12 protein-coding genes are annotated in these 18004 nt (G+C 45.4%); 5 read left to right on the top strand and 7 right to left on the bottom strand.

What is annotated here, in order from left to right; genetic code table 11:
- The first annotated feature begins 30 nt into the window (after positions 1–30).
- Entirely contained in the window at positions 31–1362 is a 1332-nt protein-coding gene (locus tag MSG33_RS10785; RefSeq protein ID WP_248381010.1) for a D-serine ammonia-lyase, read from the top strand.
- Positions 1363–1459: 97 nt separating this feature from the next.
- Here the strand turns inward: MSG33_RS10785 and cydC are convergent, their stop codons facing one another.
- The 3 genes from cydC to trxB all read right to left on the bottom strand — a co-directional run bounded on the left by cydC (position 1460) and on the right by trxB (position 6024).
- The gene (gene cydC, locus MSG33_RS10780) at positions 1460–3181 is read right to left on the bottom strand and encodes a cysteine/glutathione ABC transporter ATP-binding protein/permease CydC (protein ID WP_170902128.1); all 1722 of its coding nucleotides are present in this window, start codon (positions 3179–3181) and stop codon (positions 1460–1462) included.
- Positions 3174–4961: a cysteine/glutathione ABC transporter permease/ATP-binding protein CydD gene (cydD, locus tag MSG33_RS10775; protein WP_048626259.1), complete on the bottom strand. Its 1788-nt coding sequence runs from the start codon at positions 4959–4961 to the stop codon at positions 3174–3176. The genes cydC and cydD overlap by 8 nt, the downstream gene beginning before the upstream one ends.
- Positions 4962–5064: 103 nt before the next feature.
- Positions 5065–6024: a thioredoxin-disulfide reductase gene (gene trxB / locus MSG33_RS10770; protein WP_248381007.1), complete on the bottom strand. Its 960-nt coding sequence runs from the start codon at positions 6022–6024 to the stop codon at positions 5065–5067.
- A gap of 359 nt (positions 6025–6383) precedes the next feature.
- Between trxB and MSG33_RS10765 the strand changes: the two genes are divergently transcribed.
- Positions 6384–7040: a 2OG-Fe dioxygenase family protein gene (locus tag MSG33_RS10765; protein WP_074191154.1), complete on the top strand. Its 657-nt coding sequence runs from the start codon at positions 6384–6386 to the stop codon at positions 7038–7040.
- Positions 7024–8259, top strand: coding sequence for a cysteine desulfurase-like protein (locus MSG33_RS10760; protein WP_085343147.1), 1236 nt, complete (start codon positions 7024–7026; stop codon positions 8257–8259). Before MSG33_RS10765 ends, MSG33_RS10760 begins: the two co-directional genes overlap by 17 nt.
- 89 nt (positions 8260–8348) lie before the next feature.
- Here MSG33_RS10760 and MSG33_RS10755 read toward each other — a convergent pair whose 3' ends face one another.
- The gene (locus tag MSG33_RS10755; protein WP_248381006.1) at positions 8349–9173 is read right to left on the bottom strand and encodes a DUF2797 domain-containing protein; all 825 of its coding nucleotides are present in this window, start codon (positions 9171–9173) and stop codon (positions 8349–8351) included.
- 336 nt (positions 9174–9509) lie between these two features.
- On the opposite strand from MSG33_RS10755, the gene MSG33_RS10750 reads away from it, so the two are divergent.
- On the top strand, positions 9510–10847 hold the full coding sequence (locus tag MSG33_RS10750; protein WP_114322450.1) for a GGDEF domain-containing protein: 1338 nt from the start codon (positions 9510–9512) through the stop codon (positions 10845–10847).
- A gap of 142 nt (positions 10848–10989) precedes the next feature.
- On the opposite strand, the gene MSG33_RS10745 is transcribed toward MSG33_RS10750, so the two are convergent.
- The 3 genes from MSG33_RS10745 to MSG33_RS10735 form a co-directional block, all read right to left on the bottom strand.
- Positions 10990–12360, bottom strand: coding sequence for a DASS family sodium-coupled anion symporter (locus tag MSG33_RS10745; protein ID WP_005395853.1), 1371 nt, complete (start codon positions 12358–12360; stop codon positions 10990–10992).
- A 219-nt stretch (positions 12361–12579) separates the two neighbouring features.
- Entirely contained in the window at positions 12580–13314 is a 735-nt protein-coding gene (locus tag MSG33_RS10740) for an ElyC/SanA/YdcF family protein (protein WP_248381003.1), read from the bottom strand.
- A 154-nt stretch (positions 13315–13468) separates the two neighbouring features.
- Positions 13469–15157, bottom strand: a complete 1689-nt coding sequence (locus MSG33_RS10735; protein WP_005395857.1) for an NAD-dependent malic enzyme — start codon at positions 15155–15157, stop codon at positions 13469–13471.
- A 213-nt stretch (positions 15158–15370) separates the two neighbouring features.
- On the opposite strand from MSG33_RS10735, the gene MSG33_RS10730 reads away from it, so the two are divergent.
- Positions 15371–17725 carry a helicase-related protein gene (locus MSG33_RS10730; RefSeq protein ID WP_248381202.1) on the top strand — a complete coding sequence of 785 codons (2355 nt, stop codon included), beginning with the start codon at positions 15371–15373 and terminating at the stop codon, positions 17723–17725.
- Positions 17726–18004 lie beyond the last annotated feature (279 nt).

Below are 18004 nucleotides of genomic sequence, written 5' to 3'. Positions count from 1 at the left end.
TCTCAACTCACATCACTCCAGGAAGGTAAAATGACCAAGGCGAATATTGAAGCGCTGATCAAGCAGTTCCCACTCTTGGCGCCACTTATCGATCTTAAGGAGGTTTGCTGGTTTAACCCAAACATAACCTCTTTAGCAGAAGGTTTGCCCTATGTGGGGCTAGATGAGAAAGATATTCAAGCTGCGAGTGAACGGCTAGCACGATTTGCGCCTTATTTGATGAAAGCGTTTCCCGAAACGGAAGCTTCGCATGGCATCATTGAGTCTTCTGTGGTGGATGTTCCCAAGATGAAAGTGCGTTTGGAGCAGCAATACGACACGCCAATATTGGGTCGTTTAATGCTCAAAAAAGACAGTCATCTGCCAATTTCTGGTTCTATCAAAGCGAGAGGTGGCATTTATGAAGTGCTCACCCATGCCGAAAAGTTGGCGTTTGAAGCTGGCTTACTCTGCGAAACCGATGATTACAGCAAATTGTTCAGCAATGAGTTTCGGCAGTTTTTTAAGCAGTACAGTATTGCTGTTGGGTCAACGGGTAACCTCGGTATGTCCATTGGCATCATGAGTGCAAAGCTTGGTTTTTCAGTCTCGGTTCACATGTCTTCTGATGCGCGGGAGTGGAAGAAAAATAAGCTCCGATCACATGGCGTCAAAGTGATGGAGTACCAGCAAGACTATGGTGTTGCCGTTGAGCAAGGTCGTAAAGAAGCAGAGCAAGATCCTAACTGCTTCTTTATTGATGATGAAAACTCGCAGACGTTGTTTCTAGGTTACTCTGTTGCGGGTGAGCGTCTTAAGCAGCAGTTTGATGACTTGGGAATTGTGGTTGATGAGCATCATCCGCTGTTTGTTTATCTACCCTGTGGTGTTGGCGGTGGGCCAGGTGGCGTGGCGTTTGGTTTGAAAGTCGAGTTTGGTGATCATGTTCATTGTATTTTCGCAGAGCCAACGCACTCTCCGTGCATGTTGTTGGGCGTACATACCGGCTTGCATGACGAGATTGCGGTACAAGATTTGGGTATCGACAACATGACCGCTGCTGATGGATTGGCAGTAGGGCGTGCGTCGGGCTTTGTCGGTAGAGCGATGGAAAGGCTAATTGATGGCTTTTACACCATTGATGATGCTCGTATGTATCACCACTTGGGTGAGTTAAGTGAACTAGAAGGCATTAATCTAGAGCCTTCTGCATTAGCCGGTATGGTTGGGGGAGTGCACGTCTCGAATAATCATGCTTATCAGTCTCGAATGCAATTTGACGAAGAAAAACTCAGAAACGCAACGCATCTTGTTTGGGCAACAGGTGGAGGGATGGTTCCGGAAGATGAAATGGCGGCTTATCTCAAAAAATCAGGTTGGTAAATGAGCTCTGTATACGTACTTAACTAGGCAATTAACAATACAGGAATAACAAAAGGGCTCATCGTTTGATGAGCCCTTCTCGTCACTGAATATCGAATTATAGAGACTGTAATAGCTGGTAGTAACGACCTTTCTGAGCGAGTAGCGTTGGATGATCGCCTTGCTCGATGATCTCACCTTGTTCCATCAAGCAGATGCTATCCATGCTTTCTAATTCTATTAGTCGGTGTGTAATGAATACCACTGTCTTATTAGCAAAGTGCTCATTGAAAAGCGCCATCACTTTCTGTTCCGTACGCTTATCGAGACCTTCAGTTGGTTCATCCAAGAGTAGGATTGGCGCATCACGTAGCAATGCGCGAGCGATACCGATTCGGCGTTTCTCTCCACCAGATAACTGACGACCACCGTCGCCTAACCAAGCGTCTAACCCTGGAGCCTCAAGAAGGCCACCAAGTTCGACTTTTTGAAGAATCTCAGACAGTCGCTCATCACTTGCTTCTGGAGCGGCCATAAGTAAGTTGTCACGCAGTGTTCCATTCAGTACATCAACGCGTTGACTGACCACTGTCATTGCTTCTCTCAGGTCAGACTCGCTCCAATCTTGCAGTTTTGTACCACCGATTCGAACTTCACCTTGGTTTACATCCCAGTAGCGACAAAGAAGCTGAATCAGTGTTGATTTACCTGAACCTGTTTGACCTACAATCGCTGTTTTAGTGCCCAACGGTAGTGAGAGTGACAAGTCTTTCAGCACCTTTTGCTGACCGTCAGGGTAAGTGAAGTCAATGTTGTCGAATTCAATGTCTAACGTTGTGCCTTTATGTTTCGATTGCTCAGGGAAGACAACGTCCGGTTCAGCCAAAATTACTTCATTTAAACGACGAGCAGAAGTCAACGTTTGACCCAGGTACTGGAACGCGCCCGCAATAGGCATCAAAATTTCAAAACTTGCCATCGTTGCAAATGCAAACAACGCAATCCAAGGATCAGGAGTACGACCTCCTACGCCGTCTGCAGCAAACCAAAGCATCACAACCAGTGTAAGACCGTTCACAAGCATAAGCAGGCCTGAAGCCATGCCAGTTAAATTCGCGTTCACAAACTGATTAGACAACAACTGCTTTTGCTTCTCTAGAATGAGATTGCGATAACGCTCTTCTGCTCCAAAGATACTCAGTTCGCTGTAGCCTTGAAGCCAGTCCAGTGTCGCCACTCGTAATTGCGCTTTATGATGAGTGAGATTCTCGCCATTGTTTTTACCCAGTTTATAGAACAGTACCGGCCATACAAACAACATGACGGTAAGAATCGAGCCAAGCAGTAGGGCGAGATGCCAGTCAAAAAATGCCAGGACAGCCGTTAAACTTAGTATCCCAAAAATACCAATCACGACAGGGCTGATAAGTCGAAGATAAACGTGATCCATCGCATCTACGTCCGCCACTAGGCGGTTGAGCAGATCAGCATCACGCATCGTAGAGACACGACCCGGAATCAGTGGTGCAAGTTTCTTAAAGAAGAAGATACGTAGATCGGTAAGTAACTTGAACGTTGCATTGTGGCTAACGACACGTTCTCCCCATCGACCTGCGGTTCGAGCCATTGCAGCGCCGCGTACCCCGGCACCTGGTAACATGTAGTTGAAGGTTTCACGAGCAACCGTCAAGCCTGCCACCGCTGCGGCTGAAATAAACCAACCCGATAGCGTTAATAAGCCAATAGATGCAGCTAAGGTCAGAAATGCCAATAGCATACCTAGAGAAAGACCAAACCAATGTTTCTTATAGAGTTTTAGATAAGGGAGTAAATCACGCATCTAAGTTCCCCTTGTCTGTTTCACGTTGTGCGAGGTTCGCTTCCAACATGTCTTTAAATAAGCCATCTTCTGTCGACAGTGTGTCGTAATCACCACGTTGAACAATCTGGCCGTCCTGCATAACAAGAATTTGCGATACGCTTTGTAAAGGTGCCAACTGGTGAGTAATCATCAAATTCGTTGTGGCATGTGCGTACTTGTTAATGCCTTCCATGACGAGTTTTTCACTACGAGCATCTAAGCTTGCGGTCGGTTCATCTAATAACCAAAAACGACCATTTTGTAGCATAGCGCGAGCCAACGCTAAACGCTGGGCTTGGCCGACAGATAAACCACCAGAGCGGTCAGATATCGGGTAATCCAACCCATGCATTTCAACAAATTCAGCAGCATGAGAGTCATTCAAAACAGAATGAACGTCTGCATCTTGAATGTTGTGTTTGCCTAACGTGACGTTATCTCGAATGCTGCCATGTAATAGCATTGGGTTTTGACCAATCCAGCTTACGGCCTCTCGCCATGTGGCTAGATCCAGTTGTGACAATTCACAACCATTAATCTTCAAGCTACCTTGATAAGGCATGAAACCGAGGATGGTGTTTACCAAGCTTGTTTTACCTGCGCCACTTGGTCCAACTAAAGCCGTACTTTTGTTGGCTTCAAGAGAGAAGGATAGGGGACCTGCGAGCTGCTGACCTTCCGGACTAAAAATGGTTAACTGGTCCGCTTCAATATAGATAGGGCTGTTTTTATCTAACGCTTGGGTACCATCTTTGATTTGATCGACTTCCAAATCTAGAAACTCGACAATACTTTCTGCTGCGCCAACCGCTTGCTGTTTCGCATGATAGAAAGTGCCCAAATCACGTAATGGCTGATAAAACTCTGGCGCAAGAATCAGAATGAACAAACCAGCAAACAGCGTAACACCAGTGCCGTAGTAGCCGAAATCGAGCTCTCCGATATAACTAAAGCCAAAGTAGACGGCGGTAATTGCGATAGAAATGGAAGTGAAAAACTCTAAAACCGCAGAAGATAGAAACGCGATTTTCAGAACGTCCATGGTGCGAGTACGAAAGACTTCCGAAGCACCCTTCAGAGTTTCAGTTTCAGATTTTGTTCTATCGAATAAGCGAATAGTCGTCATTGCTTGCAAGCGGTCATAAAAGTGACCGGACAAACGCTGCATCGCTTTAAAGTTTTTACGGTTTGCTTCTGCGGCTTTCATCCCAACCAGTGCCATGAAAATAGGCACTAGTGGTGCTGTGACGAGGAAGATCAAGCCTGCCGCCCAGTTTACTGGGAATACGACAACCAAAATAATGAAAGGCACTAATACCGATAATGACATCTGAGGCAAGTAGCGAGAGAAGAAATCTTGCATATCTTCTACCTGCTCTAAGATGAGCGTCGCCCAGCTGCCGGCAGGTTTGCCTTTGATGTAAGCTGGCCCAAGTTTATGAACTTTATCTAAAATGAGTTGGCGAATATAAACTCGAATTTGCTCACCGCAACGGTAACCGGCAAGCTCTCGACCCCAGGTACAAGCAGCTCGACCGATAACCGTGCCACCAAGCCCAACAAAATGCCAAATGAGGTCGGCTTTGTCGACTTGGTCAATGATTAACTGGTGCAGAATGGAGGCGAGCAGGGCTGCTTGAGCCAATAAAAACACGCTTGAAAGTACGCCTAGGCCTATCGCAATCATAAGCCAGCGCTTGGCTAACTTACTTTGTTGCTTAAGCCACTTATTCAAGCTGCTTTGCTTTTTCTTATCCATCGTGAAGGCTTAATGATAATTGTTTTAATGAGGCGGTAGTATACAAAAGAAAACCCAGCGGGAATACCGCTGGGCTTTAAGGATATGACACAAATGTGAAAAGTTATTTGTCACCAAGTGAGTCTAAGAAACGCTCAGCATCTAATGCCGCCATACAACCTGTACCAGCTGATGTGATAGCTTGACGGTAGTTATGGTCCATAACGTCGCCTGCTGCAAATACACCTTCAATGCTAGTTTGTGTTGCGTTGCCTTCTAGGCCAGACTTAACGATGATGTAGCCATCTTTCATGTCTACTTGGCCTTCAAAGATTTGTGTGTTTGGCTGGTGGCCGATCGCAATAAACGCGCCCATCACTTCAAGGTCTTCTGTCGCACCTGTGTTGACGTCTTTAATACGAACGCCAGTTACGCCCATGTCGTCGCCAAGTACTTCATCGAGAGTTCGATCGGTATGAAGAACGATATTACCGCTTTCAACTTTATCCATCAGACGTTTCACAAGGATCTTCTCTGCACGGAATGAATCGCGGCGGTGGATCAGGTGAACTTCTGACGCAATGTTAGATAGGTAAAGTGCTTCCTCAACAGCAGTGTTACCACCGCCCACAACTGCAACTTTCTGATTACGGTAGAAGAAACCGTCACAGGTTGCACAAGCAGAAACGCCGCGACCTTTAAATGCTTCTTCAGACTCAAGGCCAAGGTATTTTGCTGATGCACCCGTAGAAATAATCAATGCGTCACATGTGTACTCACCAGAATCGCCTTTTAAACGAAATGGGCGTTGTGATAGTTCTACTTCGTTGATGTGATCAAACACGATCTCAGTTTCGAAACGCTCGGCGTGCTCTTTCATGCGATCCATCAATACAGGACCTGTCAGACCTTCAGCGTCGCCGGGCCAGTTTTCAACTTCAGTAGTGGTGGTTAGCTGACCACCTTGTTGCATTCCCGTCACAAGCACAGGGTTTAGGTTGGCACGCGCTGCGTACACGGCAGCTGTGTATCCTGCTGGACCAGAACCAAGAATTAATAGTTTACAATGTTTTACGTCGCTCATTATGGCTCCAAAAAGGGCTGAACATTTCCCTCGATTGTATGGAAATTCTTAGTGCTTTAAAAGCATAAACAACGATTGTGATCGAATAATTGGTTATAGATTAGAACCCACTAAAGATTGATAAAGAACGTTGACTTCTAGCATAAAATTCTATTCGTAGTAGAGAAGTCTAGTTTCAAATATCGCCAAAGCGCAAAAGTGAAACATGGCTCTGTATTTTTGCTTTGAATTGGTTTGTTATGTTGTTTTTGTTATTTTGTTGAAGCTATCAACGTTAAAAGCTGGCAATTGCAGAATATTTGCGTAACCTAGTGTGTAAATTAAATGTTAATTAATGTGCCTCATTAAAGGAGACAATGATGTTACATTCACGTGAGAATACTCTGCATTTAACACAGCTCAGCATGGCAGCAATAGAGCAGCTTTCCCCATCGTTTGAAGAACTGCCTCGTACCGAGCATGCAGATGGTCAGTATCGACTAAGACGTTATTCTGTGGTTGGTTTTGATAATGGCAAAGTCATTGACTTAAACAAAAACAGCTTTGTTCAATCGTCTGATATCAACCGATTCCAAGGTGATGTTGTAAGACAATTTGAGCCGATTGAGAAGGATATTCTCATCAGTGATGGTTTCCGAGAAATGTGCGAATTGTTTGTCAATGCGAATCATCTGCCTAACGGCCAGGAAATAGAAATTCACCAAATCCGAATCACAGCGCTAGAAGAAGAAACTCAAGTGGCACCTGAAGGTGTGCACCAAGACGGTTTTGATCACATTGCAATGGTTGGCGTAGGACGCCATAACATCATTGGTGGTGACATCATGCTGTACAGCAGTCATAACCAAGCCCCATTTTTCCGTAAGGTGTTAGAAACGGGTGAGGTTGCAATATTGGCAGACAGTAAACTGTGGCACAACGCGTGCCCAATCCGTTCTGTCATTGATGATGAAGCGGGTCATATGGATGTGTTTGTACTCACGGCTACGGATAAGCGCAATGAACTTCAATCTTAATCTGATCAGAGAGCAGTTTCCGGCGCTCGCTCAATACCATAACGACAAACCTGTGACGTTTTTTGATGGTCCAGGCGGGTCACAGGTACCTCAATCAGTGCTAGACAGCATGGTGGGATATTTAGGTCGTTTCAACGCCAACTTAGGCGGGCATTATTTTTCTAGCCAAAAGACGGTTGACGTGATGCAAAATGCACGCGAGTCAGCGCAAGCTCTGCTAAACGCGCCGTCATCTGGCAATATCGTCTTCGGCGCGAACATGACATCGTTAACCTTTCAGCTTAGTCGTGCGATTAGCCGAGATTGGCAAGAGGGAGATGAGATCATTGTTTCTGCTTTGGACCACTATTCGAATGTGTCTAGCTGGCAGCAAGCGGCAGAAGATAAAGGCGTTACGGTTCATCAGGTTCGTATCAACGAAGATGATTGTACGTTGGACTTGGAGCATTTAAGCAGTCTTCTTTCTGATAAAACGCGCCTTGTAGCGGTGACCTATGCATCGAATACGACTGGTTCTATCGTGGATGTGCAGCGAGTAGTAAGCATGGCGCACAACGTTGGGGCACAAGTTTATGTGGATGCCGTTCATTATGCGCCGCATCATTTGGTTGATGTTCAAGCGTTAGGCTGTGACTTTTTAGCTTGCTCAGCTTACAAGTTTTTCGGCCCGCACGTTGGTATTGCTTACATAGCCGATCAGTGGCTGCACAGTATTCGTCCGTACAAAGTCGAGCCTGCTACCAATATTGGCCCAGGCCGATTTGAAACGGGGACGCAAAGTTTTGAAGGTCTTGCTGGTGTCGTTGCTGCGGTTGAGTATCTGGCTCAGTTTGGTGAAGCCGGTTTACCTCTTCGTCAACGATTGGAGCAAAGTTACCAATTGTATGAACAACATGAGCAACGCTTGAGTGAGCGTTTCTTACAGCGTCTGAGTGCACTAGATGGTGTCAATCTATTTGGCATTGCGAAAGAAGATAGCCAGCTCCGCACACCAACTTTTGCGCTAACATTCGACCGATATTCTCCAGAATTTATCGCGAAAACGCTGGGTGAACACAACATCTGTGTTTGGAACGGCCACTTTTATGCGCTGGGCTTAGTTCGTCAACTTGGTCTAGAAGAGTCGGGTGGTGTAGTACGAATTGGCTGCATGCATTACAACACAATAGAAGAAGTCGATATGTTGTTCGATGTACTAGAAAACATCCTTGATGCGTAACTGATCATATCTTCCTGATAGAAAAACAAAAGCTCGAGTTTGACTCGAGCTTTTTCGATTTTATTTCAACAAACCAGCTATATATGCGATTAGGCGCTTATTTCTACTTCATAGGAAGTGAATTTTCTTACGTTGATCACGCCAGTGTCAAAAATGAGGTATTGACCTTTGATGCCTTGCAAAGTGCCAGTAACAACCGGGTTTTTATCGAAATTATGCGAGGTGATCTTAGTTGGGTGCTGTTGCACCGGATAGCTAAGGTCGGTAATGCTTTCGCTCAATACTTCAATTGCATCTTCACCGAATTTCTGTTTTATCTCAGCAATCTTATCTTCGACCAACGGCAATAGCTCAGCAAAACGATCTTGCAGTGCCATTGGTTCACCGTCGCCTTTCAGCAGTGTGCGCCAATTGGTTTTATCTGCGATATGTTTCGCCAGTTCAACTTCAATTAAACCGGAGATATGGCGAGTTTTTACCTTAAAAATTGGCAAACCCTGAGTCGCACCTTGATCAATCCAACGAGTTGGGATTTGCGTATGACGAGTGATACCAACTTTTAAGCTGGATGTATTGGATAGGTAGACAAAGTGATCCACCATGCAGTTCTCTTCGCCCCATTGTGGCTCGCGACAAGTCCCTTGGTCGTAGTGACAAGTCTCTGGCTTCATGATGCACATATCGCAGCTTGCTAGCTTTTTCATACAGACAAAACAATGGCCTTGCGAATAACTCTTTTTCGTTTTCTTACCACATGAGCAACAAAAAATATTGCCCGTGTGAGTCAGTGTGAGCGTTTTACCCAGAAACGGCGATAGATCAATTTCTTCCTCACCAACAGGTAGACGGTAACTGACAGCACCGTCCAGAGATGCACGCATTTTATTTAGCGTACCAGTTGCAATTAATGACATGACATTACTCATTATTGTGTTTTTGCACAGTATATCCGAAGTGGTGATGAGATGCAGGGTTGACAGGCACATTAAAGCGAAATGTATCGCTCTGAAATGTTATGCACTGGCCTTCATGGGTTAGGAAATACGGCTGTGAAATGCTTCGCAAATAACAAGTGAACCGCATTTTTGAGAGATTTAAAAACGTGATAACGGTTCAAAACACGTTACCATGTATCGAAAGTAAGAACGAAAGCTAAAAGTAATTTTGTTTCTTGATAAATGACTTTGTTTGAAGTTCGAAAAATCATTGAGTACATTGTGTTGTATATAAGCTGAGCAGGTCACTCGCCCATGAAGTGGATCCATAAATTTATCTTTGCCCTCTCTATTTGCACTATTAGTTTGGTTGCGCTTTATAGTGTTCTTGGCGATACACGAAAGCTGACCATTACACCAGAACATTTCAATATCTATGCGACTAAAGACGCCAGCGAAGGTGGCTTGAGTGAGGCTGATATTATTTACGATAAGCAAAGCCTAGTTCTCAGCTGTGACTTAAAGCAAAGCTCGTATGCTTGGCCTTATTGCGGAATCTCTGTTTATACCGATTCCACAACGCCAACACAGGGGATTGACCTTTCCAATTACCATACGATTCGATTGAAAGTGAGATATGAAGAGGCTGGGGTGGGGCCCAATCCAAGCCATGATTTGCGTTTATATCTGCGCAACTATAACCCTGAGTATTCCAAACCAGACGACGAGTACACTATTAAATACAATGGCATGCAGTTTTCTCCGTCCGGTTCAAACGACATCATCGAAATTCCGATTAAAAATTTACAGGTGATGACGTGGTGGTTAGTAGACAACAAAGTCGCGATTGAACACTCTGCACCTGAATTTTCAAACATCACACGTATTGATATCGCGACCGGATCTGGTGCGGCACTTGGCGAGCACAAAATTGTGATTGATAAAATTGAGTTTGAAGGCGCTTACCTTGCACAAGAAACGTTACTGTATGCGCTCTTACTCTCTTGGATGGCGCTTGGACTGGCATTTTCGCTGCACGAATTACGAAAAAATCGAGTCGCTTATGAAAAAGCGAAAAAACGTCATCGTCATTTAGAGAAGGTGAATGGTACGTTGCGAGCTCAAAACTATGAGTTTGCAGAGTTAGCGCATCGCGATGCGTTGACGGGAGCGATGAACCGTCACGCAGTTCAGCACTGGCTTGAGCAGCAATCACGTCAAGTTCGCTGGGGGCATAGTACATTCAGTATCCTTTATATGGATTTGGATAAATTTAAGAAGGTGAATGACAAATTTGGGCACCAAATGGGGGATGACATATTGCGCGAATTTGTCATGGTGGTGGCAAGTTCCATCTACCCAGATGACCGACTTGTTCGTTGGGGGGGAGAAGAATTTGTTGTATTTTGCCCTGACACCAATATTGATCAAGCTGTGAAGAAGTCGGAAATGATTCGCAAAAATGTGGAGAGTCATTTGTGGGTACACGGTGAATCATTAACATGCAGCATTGGCGTCGCCCAAATGCAAAATGAACGCGTCTCAGAAACCATGGCGAGAGCAGACGAAGTGCTTTACCAAGCGAAGCGCAATGGTCGCAACCGGGTCGAGGTTCATTATGGTTTGCTTGCCTGCGAAAAGAAGCAAGCCTAACGATTCGTCACTCAAAGGAATAAAAAAAGGTGGCCAACTGGCCACCAAGAGGGAAACTGCTGAACACCACTTAGGGGGAAGTTTAGGTCATCGATATGATTACCGTGAGCAGCAGTGTAGTGCTAATCGAACTTGCTATTTTTTACCAGAACAACCAAGCGAAAAGCGTTAGTGCAGCAATACAGGCAATGTTTAAGACGAAGCCAATTCGCATCATTTCTTTTTGCTTGATATGACCCGTACCGAACACAATCGCATTTGGAGGCGTCGCAACTGGTAACATAAATGCACAAGAAGCGGCGACGGCAATCAATGCAGAGAGAATGACCGGAGACATGCCTAAGGCCTCTGCGATGGTTGCAAATACAGGGACCAGTAGTGCAGCACTAGCGGTGTTACTTGCAAACTCAGTCAAGAAGACAACAAAAGCAACTACAGCAAGAATCGTCAGAAGGATACCAGCTTGCTCAAGGAAGCCCGACAAGCTATGAGCCAAAAATACGCTTGTACCGGTTGCTTTTAGGACGTTACTCAAACAGATGCCACCACCAAATAGGATTAACACACCCCAGTCGGTTGTTTTCTCAATATCTTTCCACTCGACGGCGCGAGAAGCCCCAAGCAGAAGGATCGCACCTATTGCGACAAGGGTATCGAACTTAGCGAAGCCACCTAGCATAGCGTTAATAGGCTTACTGAAAATCCACAACGTGACCGTCAGTAAGAAAATCGCCAGCGTAATCATTTTGCCGTTTGTCCACTCGACTGGTTGATGGTCAAGGTCAAACTTGTGGCTAAGGTCAGGCTTAGTCATGGTGTACAAAACGAGAATAGCGATTGGCATTAGTACTAATGAGATAGGCACACCGAGCTTCATCCACTCAGTAAAACTTAGGCCGACTTCAGCTGCTGCAATGGCGTTTGGTGGGCTACCAACCAGCGTTGCAATACCACCAATCGAAGCGCTGTAAGCGATGCCGAGCAGAACAAACAAAAAGGTATTGTGGTTTTTCTTGGCGTCTAGCTTTGTCATCACACCCAGTACAAGGGGCAGCATCATAGCGGCAGTGGCGGTGTTTGAAATCCACATCGACAGGCCAGCACTAACACCAAATAGCATGAATACAGCGACAGACATTTTGCCTCGTGCGAGTAACAGCACTTTATCAGCAATAGCTTGGTCTAACTTCTGTTTATGCAAAGCCGCAGCAAGTGCAAAACCACCTAAGAATAGAAAGATGATGGAGTTGGAGAAGTTGTTCAGCGCGGTCTGAGTGTTAAACACGCCTAAAAATACCGCAAGTAATGGTATAAGCAGCGCGGTTATGCTGACGTGAATCGCTTCGGTTAGCCAAAGAATAGCAACAAAAACTAAGATGCTTAGGCCGGTTACTACTTGTGGCTCAAAGGGTAGGGTATTAAACAAGATAATGAACAATACGATATTCGCGTTCAAAATCATGCTGTTGCGAGTGAAGAACCAGTTCTTCAATGTCACAGCGAGTGCGGTCATGGGTAGTGCTCCTTTTGCATTGCCTTTTGTCGGTTTTTTTATGGCAAAGTAACTGACTTGTAGTTATTTATTGATTAAATGTTACTTGGAATGCAAAAAAGAGTTTTGCCTGAATCGTAGAGCAAATTAGAAAATGTGATGTTGAGAATTGGAAATGGGTAGAAAACTACCCATTTGTTTTATAGAAATGTTATTAACCTTGTGAGCTGCGTTGTTCCTCTATTCGACGGGAACTTGCAGAGGCTCATTAGAGGTTTTTTCAGGCTCTTTTACTGCAACGATAGGTTCTTGAGGACCAAGAAACTTGGGCTGCGTATTAATAATGTAGAGGTCTAAAAAGGCTTTCACACGGGCGAGCAATTCTCGAATACGCATTGATGTTTTTTGTTTGTTTGTCGTAGGTCCTGCTACCGCAAGACACTGCGCATCAATGTTGTAAGCATCGGCAATAAACAGCGCTCGCTCACAATGAAAGCGCTGAGTCACAATCAGAAAGCGCTCCGAAGCAAAAATCTTTTTCGCCCTCACAATCGAATCTAGAGTACGAAAGCCAGCATAATCAAGGTGAATCACTTCCTCAGGCACGCCGGCTTTAAGTAAGTCGCGTTTCATCGTCCACGGTTCGTTGTAGGAGCGATGGGCGTTATCGCCACTCAATAAAAACTGTTTTACTTTACCTTGGTTGTAAAGCTCAATCGCCGCATTAATGCGATGAGTGTAGTAAGTGTTGAGGATCTTACCGATGTATTTACTGGTACCGAGAACCACAGCAACCTCATGTTGAGGTATTTGTTCGTATTCAGTGAAAATGCTTTCTTTGGCTTGTAAAACCACCCACCGGTCGATGGCAATAACAGAAACAAGCAGACTAAGTACAGAGATCGACAAAATCAAAGCAAGTCGCTTCCAGGAAAATTTCAGCTTCCACTTTGATCTTATGCGAGAAAACAACAAAACGTTTTATATCCTTAACTAAAAATGTAGTTCTCATCATATCTGATAGAAACAAAAAGAGAGAAGCCCATTTATGCCAAAATCTGGTTAGGATGATAAAAAAATAAAAGCCCCTACATGGTAGGGGCTAATTATTAAACGAAATGTCTCAAGCTTAAAACGCAGTGCGTTTGTAGCGACGGTAAACCGGTTGCCAGAACGATTGTTCAATCGCCACGTTTAATGCTTCATCAGTGATTTCTAATGCGACACCTTGTTCGATTGCCTTCTTACCAACAGCAAACGCGATCTTTTTCGATACCGAGTGGATCTCTTCCAACGGTGGAAGTAGCGCACCACGACCGTTGATTGCTAGAGGAGAGCATGTTGCGAGCGCACGGCTTGATTCCATTAGCATCTCGTCGGTGACACGTTTTGCGTTTACAGCAAGTACACCAAGGCCAATGCCAGGGAAGATGTAGCTGTTGTTACATTGGGCAATAGGGTAAGTGCGACCTTCATGAACCACAGGCTCAAATGGGCTACCTGTTGCAACCAGTGCTTCACCATTTGTCCAACGAATGATGTCGTTCGGTGTTGCTTCTACGCGGCTTGTTGGGTTCGACAGTGGGAAGACAATCGGACGCTTACAGTGTTTATGCATTTCTTCGATGACTTCTTGGCTAAATAGGCCAGGAGCACCAGAAACACCAATTAGTACCGTTGGCTTGGCGTTACGCATAACATCGAGTAGTGAGAAGCCATTTCCTTCATTTTCCCACTCTTTCGTATTGGTATGTTTCTGCACCAAGCGTTGTTGGAAATCAAGAAGGTTAGGCATACCTTCTTGTAACAGACCCCAACGGTCAACCATGTAAACTTGTGAGCGAGCTTGCTCGTCAGAAATCCCTTCCGATACCATTTGTGCGATGATCGCTTCTGCGATACCGCAACCAGCAGAGCCAGCGCCCAAGAAGGTGATACGCTGTTTAGACAGCTGAGTGCCTGCTGCTTTACAGGCTGCAAGTAGAGAGCCAACAGTAACGGCCGCCGTGCCTTGAATATCATCATTGAAGCAGCACACGCGATCTTTGTAACGCTCAAGAAGAGGCATCGCATTTTTCTGAGCAAAGTCTTCGAACTGGATCAAGGCATCAGGCCAACGGCGCTGTACTGCTTGAATAAACTCTTCTACAAATGCATCGTATTCTGCACCCGTAATACGAGGGTGACGCCAACCCATGTACATCGGATCAGCTAAACGTTGCGGGTTATTGGTACCCACATCAAGCACGATTGGTAGCGTGTAAGCAGGGCTGATACCACCACACGCGGTATAAAGTGACAGTTTACCAATAGGAATACCCATGCCGCCGATACCTTGGTCACCCAAGCCAAGGATACGTTCGCCATCTGTCACAACAATCACTTTAACGTTGTGGTTTGCTGCATTATTCAGCAAGTCGTCAATACGGTCACGGTTCGGGTATGAAATGAACAGACCACGACCACGACGGTAAATGTTAGAGAAGTTTTCACATGCTGCGCCGACAGTTGGCGTGTAGATGATAGGCATCATCTCAGAAATGTGGTTTTGCACTAGGCGGTAATACAGTGTTTCGTTGGTGTCTTGGATATTACGCAGATAAATGTGCTTATCCATATCGCTTTCGAAACTCTTGTATTGCTGGTAGGCACGTTCCACCTGCTCTTGGATTGTTTCGGTAGACTCTGGAAGCAAGCCTTCTAAGTTGAATGAACTACGTTCTTCAGCAGAGAATGCACTGCCTTTGTTCAAAAGAGGGGTTGCTAAAAGAGCCGGACCCGCATATGGAATATATAGTGGGCGTTTATCGTTGTTCATTGGGTGCCTTATGTAGGGTTGAAGGATGCGCACCAAATTTTAACGGGTTCACCATTTAGTTGTAAACATGCGTTGATGCACATCAATGTAATGTCGCAAAAAAACTCAGATACCGCCGAAAATATCGGCAATATTGGTTGTTTAGAGATACCTAAAGCAGGATTTTTTTACTTGGGTATAATGTTCTGCATCATCAAATCAAATCCAATTTCTATGTTTCAACTACCTATCGACAGCCTACAAGCTGAGTTTGACCAACATGTGAACCAAAACCATCTCGTGGTGGAAGCCGAAACCGGGTCAGGTAAATCTACCCGTTTGCCTATGTGGGCGGCAAAACACGGACGCGTGCTGGTTATTGAACCACGTCGAATTGCTTGTACCTCGCTGGCTGAATATCTTGCGGAGCAATCTGGTGAGCCAATAGGTCGCAAAGTCGGTTATGCGATCAAGCTTCATGCCTACTTTGATGAAAAAACCGAAGTTGTATTTGTGACTCCGGGAGTCGCACTGCGTTGGTTTGCGGAAAACAAGCTAGCAGGCTTCGATATCGTGATAGTGGACGAATTTCACGAGCGACGCTGGGATATTGATCTATTAACCGCAATTTTGAAGCAAGAAAATCAACATCGGTTGATCGTCACTTCCGCTACGCTGGAGGGCGAAAAGCTAGCGCGTTACCTGAATGCGAAGCGTCTGCGATCCGAAGGGCGTTGCTTTCCAGTCACGGTGACACATCGTTCTTTAGACAGCCGTTATTTACCGAATAAGAAGGGATGTGAACAAGAGGTTGTCAGAGCGGTAAAAGAAGCATTGGAAGATGAAGATGGCGATATTCTTGTTTTCCTGCCTGGACGCAAAGAGATCACCCAATGTGCTCAGATGCTACAAAGTTGCGGCGAAGTCATGGTGGTCAAACTTCATGCCTCGGTTAGTGATGAAGAACGGCACCGCGCGTTAACTACGCAAAGACAACGAAAAGTCGTATTGGCAACCAATGTTGCGGAAACCTCCTTAACGATACCTAACATCCGAGTTGTCATTGATAGCGGCTTAGAGCGTCGAACCATTCAACGTAACGGTCGCACAGCGTTAACGCTGACCCACATTTCTAAGGCCAGCGCCGCGCAGCGAATGGGGCGGGCGGGCCGTGTTGCTGAAGGGGCTTGTATTCGTCTATATGGTGAACACGCGCCTTTAGAATTAGTGACGCCTCCAGAATTGCACAGAGAAGAGCTCGTCGAGCCCATGCTGGCAGCGGCTTGTTGTGGATACCGTCTTTCAACACTCGATTTTCTCGACTCAATTCCTCCAAAGTCGCTAGAGGCATCTCATTCGACGCTGTTATCTATGGAAGCGATTGATGAGGATGGCAATGTCACGCAGCATGGGAGAAAAGTATATCCACTACCCATTGATGCACTGTTTGCCGATCTTGTTACCAGAATTCAAGCGAAGCCAGAGAAGGAAGCAATGATTGATTTGGCTGCCGCCTTATCTGTGCCTGCGCAGCTCTATCAGCGACAAAGTGGCGAAGTCGCTGAGCTTCTATCTCAAGAGGAGCCATACGGATGTGATGCCTCTTTGCTTATCCGTTTGGTTCGGGGGGAGCGACTTCCGGGCATTGTCATTGATGCCAGCGCACTCGAAGAGGCACAAGGTTTAGCGAAACAAATGCGAGAAGTATTTGAATTACCGGAACTTGACGTTGCCTCTCGATATAACCGTGAAGCGCTCTTTTTCTCCATCGCCTCATTACACCCTGAGCTTGTGTTTGTCCGACGAGCTCGTCGAAGAGATGCTCTAGGAAATGGAGTAGTCGAGATGCTGGTTGGGCGTAACAGCCGCTTTCCTGATAAAGAAGAAGCGGCCATTGTGCTAGATAGCCATAGCGTGCCAGGACGAGGCGTTAAGCAAACACTGAACCTCGCATCGGTCATGATGCCTATCCCGCTGACGTTGTTACGCGAACTTGAACTAGGGGAGTGGCAACAAGGCGAGACGAATTATGAAGAGGAGGCCCCAAGAGCAACGATGCATTTGGTCTACGCCGGGCGAACAGTCTGTTCTGAACATCAAGCGTTACAAGGTGATGTTGCTGTTCAGTCTATTGTCGAAATGATAGAAGACGAGACACTGTTACCAGGTTTTGCTTCTCAAAGAAAACAACAAATCCAACACTGGAAACTCTACAACGCATTGGGCCTTAATGTCGAAGGAGAAGAGGTTAACGACTTGGCCTCCTTGACATTTTCTAGCTGGTTAAAGGATCAGTTGGAAACATTAGGCGTTGAAAATGTCGATGATATGGCGTTGTTTGAACCGGAAGACTTAACATTTTACGGTGTTCCAGAATGGGAATACGACGATTTCACGGAGCAGTACCCTTTAGAACTTTCGCTGCCAGAACTCCAACTGGATGTTGAGTATTACGCGTCTCGCAAGCTGGTACAGGTCGTTTATCGAGAGGGAAACCGTAAGGGAGACCCGAAGCGTTGGGAGCTGCCACGCTGGGCTGGTTGGAAGATACAGTATAAAAAGGCCAGTCGAGTGATTGATGTGAAGTAGGTAGGCGGATGGCGTTGTGACAAGAATTGATATTTTTTTGGTGAATCTATAATAATTTCATATTGATAGCGTTACTTACGTGTTGTTTTTAGTTTCTTAATTGAAATATTAATCAATTGAATGCTTATATATGGCGAAGCTGTACATCAGTTGTTACAAAGCTGGTTTTAATATTTCCTTTTGCATGTAAATTAGTGCATAAAAGACGAATGTTTTATATCCCATTGCTATATCAAAACAGTTGAACGATATTTGGTATATCTCATTTTCGAGTGTCGG

Source organism: Vibrio sp. 1CM7H (assembly GCF_023161645.1).
In the GTDB taxonomy this organism is placed as follows: domain Bacteria; phylum Pseudomonadota; class Gammaproteobacteria; order Enterobacterales; family Vibrionaceae; genus Vibrio; species Vibrio diabolicus.
The sequence above is the reverse complement of the archived record's forward strand: the minus strand, read 5'-3'. Positions and strand labels throughout refer to the sequence as shown.

Coding starts and splice junctions, on each gene's coding strand:
- MSG33_RS10785 (WP_248381010.1), top strand. CDS start 31: ATGACCAAGGCGAATATTGAAGCGCTGATCAAGCAGTTCCCACTCTTG.
- cydC (WP_170902128.1), bottom strand. CDS start 3,181: ATGCGTGATTTACTCCCTTATCTAAAACTCTATAAGAAACATTGGTTT.
- cydD (WP_048626259.1), bottom strand. CDS start 4,961: ATGGATAAGAAAAAGCAAAGCAGCTTGAATAAGTGGCTTAAGCAACAA.
- trxB (WP_248381007.1), bottom strand. CDS start 6,024: ATGAGCGACGTAAAACATTGTAAACTATTAATTCTTGGTTCTGGTCCA.
- MSG33_RS10765 (WP_074191154.1), top strand. CDS start 6,384: ATGTTACATTCACGTGAGAATACTCTGCATTTAACACAGCTCAGCATG.
- MSG33_RS10760 (WP_085343147.1), top strand. CDS start 7,024: ATGAACTTCAATCTTAATCTGATCAGAGAGCAGTTTCCGGCGCTCGCT.
- MSG33_RS10755 (WP_248381006.1), bottom strand. CDS start 9,173: ATGTCATTAATTGCAACTGGTACGCTAAATAAAATGCGTGCATCTCTG.
- MSG33_RS10750 (WP_114322450.1), top strand. CDS start 9,510: ATGAAGTGGATCCATAAATTTATCTTTGCCCTCTCTATTTGCACTATT.
- MSG33_RS10745 (WP_005395853.1), bottom strand. CDS start 12,360: ATGACCGCACTCGCTGTGACATTGAAGAACTGGTTCTTCACTCGCAAC.
- MSG33_RS10735 (WP_005395857.1), bottom strand. CDS start 15,157: ATGAACAACGATAAACGCCCACTATATATTCCATATGCGGGTCCGGCT.
- MSG33_RS10730 (WP_248381202.1), top strand. CDS start 15,371: ATGTTTCAACTACCTATCGACAGCCTACAAGCTGAGTTTGACCAACAT.